Below are 10,477 nucleotides of genomic sequence, written 5' to 3'. Positions count from 1 at the left end.
ATCTTTCCTTTTTTACAAAGAAAAAGAATTTCCATTCAGTTGTACACAGGTATGCTATGTATGTCTCAGTTCCCTTAAGCCTTATAGTGGGATATAATTTGAAGGAACTCATAGGATTTCCTGATTACATCCTATTGCTTCTTATGGTAATACTGCCATTTTACGTGTTTACGAGGTCGTTTAGATGGTTAATGCCTTATACTGATTTTATAGAAGAAAACTCTTTGCGGAGCAAGCTTCGGTATGGAATTGTAGTGATTGTCTTAGGCGTATTAGCTACCGGTCTATATGATATCCTTAAGAATTACTTACTTAAATGAAAATGAGTACGGGGGATTTGAGGGACACTCGGGGATCAGCCCAACGGGAGCCCAGATCCCCAGGGTCTTTCTCCAGGCGTTGAATGCCAATTACGAAGATGGTAGGGTGAGCTACAAGAAACTTCAGGAATTGCTTGGCATGTGGCAAAAAACACCCGAGGAGATGGGTTTCCAGTTTGCGGCGGATTACAAGGGTCAGTGTACCAAAGGCGGTCAGTGACGCCGACGTCCTGGTCAAGCTTTGCCGGGCGGGGCACTTGTGGAGATAGCACTCGGGAATCCCTCCCCGACGAAAGGGGTATCCAGGTCTAGTGAACCGGGCACGGACGCCGGGCGTGGTTCAGGTAGGGTCAGGTGTCAGAGTCAAGCGCGAGGTGACCCCTACCCGGTGCCGACACCTTGCTATTGCAGCGGCGGGCCGCTGCGGCTGTAGGCTGTGGAACCCAAGAAACCCAGGCAGTCGAAGTCGGTCAAGCTTTCGGGAGCGAGTGGTGTTTCAAGGACTATGTCGCCGAGCTATTTGCGTGTTAGGAGAATGGGTTCTGTGTCGTGTGGCGCGGACAATGGACTGTGTCACGTAGCGGGCGTGGTAGAATAGATGTAATGGGAAAACAGGAAGGATGCCGGAACGCGTGGAGAAGGAGGTACTCTTTCTGGTTGAGGAATCCGCGCAGGGGGGATACGAAGCCCGGGCGCTTGGCTATTCAATCTTTACGGAGGGGGACTCGCTGGATGACCTTAGGGAGGCGGTACGTGACGCTGTACGCTGTCACTTTGACGAGAAGGACCTCCCGCGGTTTATCCGCCTTCACTTTGTAAAGGATGAAGTCATTGCGGTATGAGAATACCAAGGGATGTCACCGGGGAGGAGTTGGCCAGGCGTCTAGCCGGGTGGGAACGGTAAACCGAATCCTCTCCGATGTTGCGGCGCATCTCAAGATGACCAGGGAGGATCTGGTCAGGGGTCTTTGGGATGACAAATAGGGATAGTTCTTCCTGATGCCTCCCGAGGGCATCCGCAAGGTTTTCCGGGAGCGGTTTGGCGACAGCGCCGTCGCAGGCGGGCGCGGGACAAGCCGGGCAAGTATAACGATCTTTACGTTCAGCGCTTGACGCGCAGCCGGGCCAGTTCGCCCCCATGTGCATCGAGGCACGCATCGTGGGCGGCAAGTTGCTCCTTGATCTCTTTCAGGGTTTCTTGTCGAGCTTTATCTGCATCGAAAAGAGCACCAAACTTGTCGTAGGCGTTGTTTTCAAAGCGGAGGAGGCTCAATCTGAGAGCTTCAAGTTCTTTAGCTTGGGCCTCCTGGCCCTGGCGCAGCTCCTTCAGCTCAGCTAGGATTTGTTGCAGAACCTTCTCCACGGGACGGACCTCCCCCGGGTGGTCTACGACGCCATGCTATCATAAAGGGGGTGAGATGGAAAGGGTTACCGGCCGCGGAACCATGGCTTGCGCCACCACCCCCAGGCTCCGGATACTGGGCAAGAGGCGCCATCCTCCTTTTGCCCGGGAGCAGAGAACACGTATGCTGCATCCGTTCTTTCCCCTGATTGAAAATGGGCTTTGCGCACATACATACCCCCTGATGACAGTCTTCTGATAGAATTCGACAGCAATCCAACCCAGTCCTGTCCTCTTGCAGGAAAATGTTAGCAAGCAGCCTGAAGGAGGATCATAGATCCCGCGGTCTCCCAGGGGATTATTAAAAAGCCGGGCGTCAACGGGGGCGGCCTCTGCCTGTGCGCCGCATTATAATGGCACAATTGCCGCGGTCTGGCGGTTTTGCTTATTAAACAAGGTGAGGGTAAGAAATGACTGCTTTGCTTTTTCCTCTGACGGTGCTGGCCGTTGCAGCGGTCGTTCTAGTGGCTGTGGGAGCGGGAATCAGGCAGGGAGTCTCTGCCGGGGGAGGAGGAGAGAACATCGTCAAGAGCGTCTACGTCTACCTGGTGTTGTTCGCCACGCTGATGATGGCCATCGGCGGGAGCGTCGGGGCGTTCATGGCGCTGGCGGACATCGTGGCCCCGAGACCGTACTACCAGACCATCGAGGACTTCAAGACTCAGAAGCTGCAGGAGCCCGGCCGGACTTACACGGACGCCGAAATCAAGGCCCGGTACGAGACCGCCGTTAAGATGCACCGCGAAGAACAGGTGGGCAGAGCGAAGAACTCCCTGATCAAGAGCCTCGGGTGGATTGTCATTCCCCTGCCGGTCTTCCTTTATTTCCAGCGGCGCTTGGCCCGGAAGGAAGGCGGTGACCCATCGGAGAGTTAGAGGGACACCATACAGGGCGGAAATTTAGTATGGTGTCCCCGTAATTTCACAGCGGTATGGTGATGTTTCATGAAGGCTTTGCCGTAAACGGCTGACCGCTGACTTTCCCCCCGAGAAACAGATGAAAACATCCTTGACACAGCGCAGGAAAAAGTGATAAATTGAATCTGTGCTAAGTGTACTAGTTTAACTAGTACACATGTCACACAGGGGGAAGGTAATGCCGTGATCAAGATCGACCAGCGCAGCAGCACGCCCATCTACCAGCAGTTGGTCCAGGAGATCAAAGCGGCGATCCTGAGGGGTGTTTTACAGCCGGGAGATAAGCTGCCGTCTGTGCGCGAGCTGTCCGTACAACTGACCATCAACCCGAACACCGTGCAGAAGTCCTATCAGGAGCTGGAACGGCAGAAGATCATTGAAAACCTCAGGGGCAAAGGGACTTATGTGAGCATGCACTACAAACCCCGTGAGGATCCCGAGAGGTTGGGTATCCTGCGGGATGACTTACGCAAGGTCCTGATCGAAGCCCACTACCTGGGGCTGGATAAGCGAAAGATCACTGAAATGATGGATCAGTTGCTGGAAGAACTGGCGATAGGGGAGGGCGACCGGTGATCCAAATCGAGAACTTGCACAAGAGCTACGGGGAGTTTCAGGCTCTCCAGAACATTAACCTCCATATCGAGCGTGGGAGCATATTCGGCTTGATAGGCCCCAACGGCGCGGGCAAGACCACGCTGATCAAGACGATCATGGGTATTTTGCTGCCGAGCGGCGGGCGGGTCCTGATTGACGGGCGCGATGTCCACCGGGACCCCGCGGTCAAGTCCCGGGTGGGGTACGTCGCCGATTACCAGCATTATTACCCCGGTTTCCGGGTCAAGGACATGATCCGGCTCTACCGCCGGACTTACCCGCATTGGAGCGAGGAGCGTTTCACGGAGCTTAGCCGGGTCTTCCATTTGCCGGAAGGTCAAAAGGTGGCCAAGCTGTCGAAGGGGATGCGCACGCAGCTGGCCGTATTGCTGAACCTGTCCCTGATGCCCGCGGTACTGGTGCTCGATGAGCCGACTTCGGGATTGGACCCCGTGCTGCGCCGTCAGGTGCTGAACATCCTGATGGATGAAGTGGCCGGGAACGGGACCACCATTCTTATTGCCACCCACCAGCTCAATGAGCTGGAGCGGACCTGCGACCATATCGGTATTCTCCACGAGGGCCGCGTGCTGTTTGACGAAAGCTTAGAACAGATGAAGAAGAACATCAGGAGGATTCAGGCTGCCTTTAACGTTGATTTTCCCGAGGAATTCCTGAAACGGCCGGAGATCCTCAAGGTTGAGCGGCAGGGACGGGTATACTCGATCGTGGTCAAGGAAAACATTGACGGGATCAAGGCGGAGTTGCTAAACTATCAACCCCTCTTGCTGGAAGACATCGACCTGTCCCTGGAGGACATCTTCATCTACAGGATGGGAGGACTCGGCTATGAGTTTCACGGCGTTGTGGCCTAACAAGACCCTGCTATGGAAAGAATGGATGAACACTTCGACGATCACCGCCTTCTTCGTCGGCTTCATCACCTATATAAGCAGTTACACGCTCTTCAATGAGATAATGCTTTTCAGGGAGATGGCCGCACGGGACATATCCGCATCCGGCGGCGCTTATCTGCATTTCACGACGGCCGACCTGGTATGGTTTAACAGGGCCTTTGAAGCTCTCGGCTCCGTTCTCTTCGTGATCGCGCTGGCGGCGGTGATGGTGGGCCAGGAGCGGGACCGTAAGACCTTCGATCTGCTGCTGGCCATGCCCTATTCCCGCCGAGAGGTGATCTATAACAAGTTCTTGTTTGGTTTTGGACTGCTGCTGGCGGTGTTTGTCCTGAACGCCCTCATCATGACTGTACTCATTGCTGTTAACCCCGGTATCGTTCCTTTCGATCCGGCACGCGTCTGGGAATGGGCCTTGCGCAACGTGCTGGTCCTGGGCTTCGTCTTTGCCTTCACCATGTTTATCTCCAGTATGAGCGGTACCACATTGGGGAACGGGCTGCTGGCCCTGATCTTCCTGTTCTTCCCCGTGGGGATTACCGCCTTGATCGCTTTCAATATGGATGCGGTCTTCCATTTATACACCAACGAGCTTGTCAACCTTCTATGGGAGATTGGGCAACGGCTGACCGTACCGGCCTACATCCTGGGGATTGGGTATTACGAGGATGATAATCTGATGTATGTTTACGGCCTGGTGATCCTGGCAACGTGGGTGCTCTATAAGCTTACCCAGTATTTGTTCGCCAGGAATCAGATGGAAAATAACGGCGAGGTCCTGATGTTCGGCCGGATGGAAGGCTTCTTCAAGCTGGGAGTCGCCGTTTGTTTCGCCCTCCTGATCGGGCCGATGGTGATGCACCGCTGGAACCCCGGCGTTTTCACCGCCATCGTTGTCTATCTGCTGGTGGGCGGAGCCTTCTGGCTGCTCGTCAGCGGGATCATCAACTGGCGTAAGAAACATTGACGTGATTCCCTGAACCCGCGAATGCGGGTAAGATAGCGTCCATCAAAGAGCCGGGCGTTGACGGCGGCGGCTTCTTCGTCCTCCATTTCCAGCGGCGCCTGGCCCAGGCGGGGACACCAAACTCGCCTTAATTTCTTTTGAACAGGCGGGCGGGAATTTGGTATGGTGTCCCCGTTTTTAGGCTGCGCGGGGTCGGCAACTGCCGCTTGCAAGCGGCGCGCCTCTCCAGCCTACATCAGGTTGATCATCTTGGATTTAAGCAGATGCCGCACGCCGGCCATGAAGAGGATGGCAAGCAGGATGAAGATGAGCGTCTGGTAGTCCCACTCGTTCAGCACGAGCCCGAGGGCCATGCCGGTGGCCGGCGGGTGTTCGGTGTTCGTGATGGTCATCAGCAGGATGGCGGCGCCCACGGCCAGAGCGCCGAAAACGATGGAGGACGTTCTCGGTGTGAGCAGGAGCGGGTTGAGGAACTGGGCGTGGGACAGCAGGCAGCACAGGCAGCCTACGGTCATCCCGACCAGGTACCCGCCGAGAAAGGGCCGGGGCCGCGAGCAGTACTGCCGGGGCATGGTGAAGACGATGAAGGCGCTCGCGCCCAGGGTGGCGATGATGGCCGTGTGGGAAATGACGTCGAGAAAGAGCAGGATGACCACGATCGTGGCTGCGGCCAAGCCGCACTGCAACAGGTATGGGCCGGTGTTGTGACGGAACTTCGGGTCGATCAAACGGAATGCCGGCCTATCGGACTCGGGTTCTGGCTCACGTCTGGACGAAGGGTCCCTTCTCTCAGCGCCAATGTCTTGCTTTTCTTCGGCGTACATTTGTTCCCCTGGCTTTCGGTAGCGCTGATTGGCAGTGTTCGACAGGTCTCTTCTTCATTCCTGCAAGCGAGGCCATGACACCCCCGGCGGGAGCCTGGTTGGCGTATATCGTCGAGAAATACGCCGGCCAGGGGATAAAGGCCGACGAGAACGTGGTGCGCGAACTGGTGGAACTCACCGGCGGCCATCCCTACGACACCATGCTGCTGTGTAACGAGGCCTACCATCTTCTCCTGCAAACGGGCGGCAGGGATTTGACACTGACCTTGCTGAGGCAGGCTTATGCCCAGGCGCTGAGGATTCTGGAGCCGGCCCTCACGGAGATTCTCGATGAACTGGGCAGGTCGGCCCACATGCGGGAGGTCATCTGCCGGCTCGCCGCCGACAGCCGACCCTACCGGGGCGGCACCCACCCCAGCAGCGTAGCCAGGACACGGTACTTGTTTCGTAGCTCTTGAGCATTTGTGTTCATGGTTTGCAGGATAAACTTGTTCGTTGTCGAAAGGTTAAAAGGGTGAGACATGAATACCCGCTGCCGGTCGAGCAGCGGTTTTCGCTTTAAAGGGGGACTTCGACATGGAACGACAGGGTATTGCAGAAGCCTGCGACCGGTATGGAGCAGCTTGTGGACACCGGTCTCCGGGATGGCGCGGTAGGGGTAAGCACAGGCGGTTAATTACAGATTCTGAAGGGACGATACATATATGAAACCGGCTGATACGTCTGCAGACCTGAGAAAGACCGGCATAAATTATATCAACGATGTTCCCTGGGGCACCCACATTGCCGGCTTTTTTGGCACCAAACACGATTTGGTTAATCTGGTGGTTCCCTACTTAAGAACCGGCTTGGAGAATAACGAGTTTTGTCTTTGGGTCACTTCAGACCCCATCGGGACCTATGAGGCAGTAAAGGCATTGGACAGTGCAATTCCGGGGTTTGCGTCTTACCACAACCGGGGCCGGATAGAAGTTATCTCGCACTCGGAGTGGTACCTGAAATACGGCGATTTCGACAACAAAACCGTCTTGGATTCCTGGATTGGCAAGGTGGAGGGGGCCCTGTCCCAAGGATACGACGGCATTAGAGTATGTGGAAACACCACGTGGCTTAAGAAGCGGTACTGGAAAAAGTTTATGGAGTACGAAGCGGAGGTTCACAAACGGATCGGCGGGCTGAATATGATCGCCCTGTGCATCTATCAGCTTGATAAATGCAGCATCCACGAACTTGTGGATGTGGTCAGCAATCACCATTTTTCTTTTATCACGGCTGATTGTAATCTGGAGCATTCGGATATCATCAGCAACTTTGACCGTCTCGACCTAATCGCAAGAATGGCAGCCGGCATCGCTCACGAAATCAGAAACCCCATGACGTCGATTAAGGGATTTCTACAATTGCTTCAAGAAAAGGAAGACCTGCAAAGGTATAACAACTACTTTTCGCTGGTCATCGAAGAGGTGGAAAGAGCCAACAGTATCATCCGGGAGTTTCTTTCTCTGGCCAGAGACAAGAATACCTTCCTAAGACAGGAAAACATTAATACCATACTGCTTAGACTCCTGCCGTTGCTTCAAGCCGATGCCCTCAAAGAAAACAAGAGGATAGCCTTGGACCTGGGTGAAGTTCCCGAGGTGTTGCTCAACAGTAAAGACATGCGTCAGGTCATCCTCAATCTTTCGCGCAACGGTCTGGATGCGATGCCTCCCGGGGGGACTCTAACGGTTAGAACATATGCCAATGACCATGAAGCGGTCCTGGAAGTACAGGATGAGGGTACCGGGATCAGCCCGGATAACCTGGAAAGAATAGGCACCCCGTTTTTCTCTACCAAGGAACAGGGTACGGGTTTAGGGCTGGCCACCTGCTACAGGATTATGGAGAAACACAATGCGATAATGGACTTTCGTACCGGACCCACAGGCACCACCTTTTATATCCGTTTCAAACCGTTTAGAGAGTCATCCAGCCTTTCACCCGCAGAACCGGCGGCCCCCCGGAAAGGCAGGCCTGCTTTGAATGCGCAAGGAGTCCTGGCCGCCGCAGGGGGCGAAGACAGTGAGCATGAAGTTGTTCAACCCCGGACGGCATCAGGTTGATCGAACTGGATTTCAGCACCTCCCGTATGCCGGCCACGAGATTTGACCCCGATTGAGGTGCGGACCGCAATAGAGATATAATCAGGTAGTGGATGCCAGGGCTGTTTTTACGGGCTTTACTGGATCCGTTTGGACAACGGGGCATTGTCAGTCGGGTCAAGCAGGTTATCCCGGACGCGTCTTGAAGTGTCCGAGGTACACTTTATATGAAGGAGTGTTGATTTATGTCAACTGCTTTGGTGGTTGTGGGTTCCATGACCAGACATTTCGGGTCAGGAGGAATCCACGTTGGACCTCAATCTACTGGGATGGAACTCTTTTTACGCCCGGCATTATCAGCCGTTTAAGGAACAGGGCTTCGCTGTCGGGCGCGTGACAACTGAATATCGCCACCTCTACCAGGTTCTGTCTGAACACGGTGAGTTTCTTGCTGAAGTATCCGGGAAAATGCGATACGCATCCCCGGACGCGGAGGGCTTCCCCGCCGTCGGCGATTGGGTGGTGTTTACGGCACGGGATGAAGGCAAGGCCACGGTCCACGCCGTTCTCCCCCGCCGGAGCAAGTTCTCGCGCAAGGTGGCGGGGCGACAGTGCGCGGAACAGGTCGTGGCCGCCAACATTGATACCGTGTTTCTGGTCAATGCCCTGAACCGGGACTTCAACCTGCGGCGGATAGAACGCTACCTGACGCTGGCCTGGGAAAGCGGGGCCGACCCCGTGGTGGTGCTCAGCAAGACCGACCTTTGCCAGGACGTGGATGTTAAGAAGGCTGCCGTGGAAGCCATCGCCTTCGGGGTGCCCGTCCACGCGATCAGTAACCTGACGGGCGAAGGCCTGGAAGAACTGCGGCCCTACCTGGGGCGAGGCCGGACGGTGGCCCTGCTGGGGTCCTCCGGGGCCGGGAAGTCCTCGCTGATCAACCGGCTCACCGGAGAGGAAATACAGCGGGTGCAGGAAACCCGGCCGGACGACGACCGAGGCCGGCACACGACCACCCAGCGCAGGATGATCTTCTTACCCCAGGGGGGCATTATCATCGACACCCCCGGCATGCGGGAACTGCAGTTGTGGGGTTCCGACCAGGGGCTCCAGGACACCTTCCAGGATATCGAGGAACTGGCCCGGCGGTGCCGTTTCACCGATTGCCGGCACCAGAACGAACCCGGGTGCGCGGTCATCGCGGCGCTGCGCGACGGAACGCTGGACCAAAGCCGTTACGGCAACTACGTGAAGCTGCAGAAAGAGCTTGCCTACCTGGCGCGCAAGACTGACCGGCAGGCCTACCTCGCCGACAAGGAGAAATGGAAGAAGATCCATAAGCAAATTAAAGCCTTCTACAAGCGCTAGAGAAAAGGCCTTCCGGTCCGTCCGGAAGGCCTTTCACTTTTAGAGGATACGGTTGACGCCTGTTGCCGGCCCAAGTATATTGGGACTACGCGGAATCATCCGGGAGTACGGTTGTTGTTCGGGTGGCGCGAAGAGGCTGGCGAATACCGGGGGCGGGGACTTTCAGCCCGCCCTGGAGGGAGGTGAGAACCTGGATACCCGGACGGGGAAGACGCTTCTGCTCAAGGACTTCTTTAAGCCGGGCGAGGACTACCAAAGCCTGGTGGCGGGCGAGATCCGCAAGCAGATCTCCGCGAGGCCCCAGGATTTCTATGAGGACGCCGCCGACCGCGTGAAGACGATCCGCGAAGACCAGCCGTTTTATATCAAAGAGGGTGCCGTCGTCGTTTACTTCGGCCAGTATGAGATCGCCCCCTATGCCACCGGGATGCCGGAATTCGAGATCCCGGTTTCGGCGATGCCGTGACAGGTATGCCTGGAGAGGAGGGTTGGGAACCGGTGGAATATGTGGAGGTTCTAAAGCATCTTGCGCCGTGCGGCCTGGATTGCAGCAGGTGCGCTGATTACGAGAATGGGGAAATCAAGGAACTCAGTACCCGGTTATTGAAGATGCTGACCGGGTACCAGCGGGTGGCGCGGATGAAGGCCGCCGTACACCCGGAGTTTGCCGACTATGAGAAGTTTGAGAAGATACTCGCTTATTTCTCTCAGGGGGCCTGCGGCGGGTGCCGGAGTGACAACGTCCGCTGTTTTGTAACCTGTGCCGCGCGGACGTGCCACAGGGAGAGGGGAGTGGACTTCTGCTTCCAGTGCCCGGACTATCCCTGCGATAAGGAGTTTTTCGCCCCTTTGAAAAAGAACTGGCGGATCAGAAACGACCGGATGAAGGAGATCGGCGTGGTCGAGTACTTTAACGAGTATAGAAAAATGCCCAGGTACTAGGCTGTTAACTCACTTGGCCAGAGGAGAGAGGCACAGTGCCTCCTGTGATGAGACTGATGAGTGAGAGGAGAAAATGGGGTGAGGAGAGCCTCCGCAGACACCAGGATTGAAGCCACCCGGACAGGGTTTCACTACGGTTATGTCA

The 10,477-nt window shown here is 55.9% G+C and carries 12 protein-coding genes; 10 read left to right on the top strand and 2 right to left on the bottom strand.

Going from position 1 to position 10,477, the window contains the following annotated elements; genetic code table 11:
* The first annotated feature begins 952 nt into the window (after window positions 1–952).
* A complete protein-coding gene (locus QMC81_10985) occupies window positions 953–1,162 on the top strand; it encodes a hypothetical protein (protein MDI6907992.1) in 210 nt (69 codons plus the stop codon).
* A 260-nt stretch (window positions 1,163–1,422) separates the two neighbouring features.
* On the opposite strand, the gene QMC81_10980 is transcribed toward QMC81_10985, so the two are convergent.
* Window positions 1,423–1,683, bottom strand: a complete 261-nt coding sequence (locus tag QMC81_10980) for a hypothetical protein (protein ID MDI6907991.1) — start codon at window positions 1,681–1,683, stop codon at window positions 1,423–1,425.
* Between the two features lie 449 nt (window positions 1,684–2,132).
* On the opposite strand from QMC81_10980, the gene QMC81_10975 reads away from it, so the two are divergent.
* The 4 genes from QMC81_10975 (at window position 2,133) to QMC81_10960 (ending at window position 5,117) form a co-directional block, all read left to right on the top strand.
* Window positions 2,133–2,597, top strand: a complete 465-nt coding sequence (locus tag QMC81_10975; GenBank protein ID MDI6907990.1) for a hypothetical protein — start codon at window positions 2,133–2,135, stop codon at window positions 2,595–2,597.
* 225 nt (window positions 2,598–2,822) lie between these two features.
* Complete coding sequence (locus tag QMC81_10970; protein ID MDI6907989.1) at window positions 2,823–3,215, top strand: GntR family transcriptional regulator; 393 nt, start codon at window positions 2,823–2,825, stop codon at window positions 3,213–3,215.
* Window positions 3,212–4,111: an ABC transporter ATP-binding protein gene (locus QMC81_10965; GenBank protein ID MDI6907988.1), complete on the top strand. Its 900-nt coding sequence runs from the start codon at window positions 3,212–3,214 to the stop codon at window positions 4,109–4,111. Before QMC81_10970 ends, QMC81_10965 begins: the two co-directional genes overlap by 4 nt.
* A complete protein-coding gene (locus QMC81_10960) occupies window positions 4,086–5,117 on the top strand; it encodes an ABC transporter permease subunit (protein MDI6907987.1) in 1,032 nt (343 codons plus the stop codon). The genes QMC81_10965 and QMC81_10960 overlap by 26 nt, the downstream gene beginning before the upstream one ends.
* A 230-nt stretch (window positions 5,118–5,347) precedes the next feature.
* On the opposite strand, the gene QMC81_10955 is transcribed toward QMC81_10960, so the two are convergent.
* The gene (locus QMC81_10955) at window positions 5,348–5,845 is read right to left on the bottom strand and encodes an HPP family protein (protein MDI6907986.1); all 498 of its coding nucleotides are present in this window, start codon (window positions 5,843–5,845) and stop codon (window positions 5,348–5,350) included.
* A gap of 194 nt (window positions 5,846–6,039) precedes the next feature.
* On the opposite strand from QMC81_10955, the gene QMC81_10950 reads away from it, so the two are divergent.
* The 5 genes from QMC81_10950 (at window position 6,040) to QMC81_10930 (ending at window position 10,332) form a co-directional block, all read left to right on the top strand.
* Window positions 6,040–6,399, top strand: coding sequence for a hypothetical protein (locus tag QMC81_10950; GenBank protein MDI6907985.1), 360 nt, complete (start codon window positions 6,040–6,042; stop codon window positions 6,397–6,399).
* Between the two features lie 246 nt (window positions 6,400–6,645).
* Window positions 6,646–8,043, top strand: coding sequence for an MEDS domain-containing protein (locus QMC81_10945; GenBank protein ID MDI6907984.1), 1,398 nt, complete (start codon window positions 6,646–6,648; stop codon window positions 8,041–8,043).
* A 288-nt stretch (window positions 8,044–8,331) separates the two neighbouring features.
* A complete protein-coding gene (gene rsgA, locus QMC81_10940; GenBank protein ID MDI6907983.1) occupies window positions 8,332–9,390 on the top strand; it encodes a ribosome small subunit-dependent GTPase A in 1,059 nt (352 codons plus the stop codon).
* Between the two features lie 79 nt (window positions 9,391–9,469).
* A complete protein-coding gene (locus tag QMC81_10935) occupies window positions 9,470–9,856 on the top strand; it encodes an RsiV family protein (protein MDI6907982.1) in 387 nt (128 codons plus the stop codon).
* Between the two features lie 32 nt (window positions 9,857–9,888).
* On the top strand, window positions 9,889–10,332 hold the full coding sequence (locus QMC81_10930) for a DUF3795 domain-containing protein (protein MDI6907981.1): 444 nt from the start codon (window positions 9,889–9,891) through the stop codon (window positions 10,330–10,332).
* The last annotated feature ends 145 nt before the right edge of the window (window positions 10,333–10,477 follow it).

It is taken from the genome of Thermoanaerobacterales bacterium (genome assembly GCA_030019475.1).
GTDB lineage: Bacteria > Bacillota > Desulfotomaculia > Desulfotomaculales > JASEER01 > JASEER01.
This window is presented reverse-complemented; position numbering and strand designations above follow the sequence as displayed.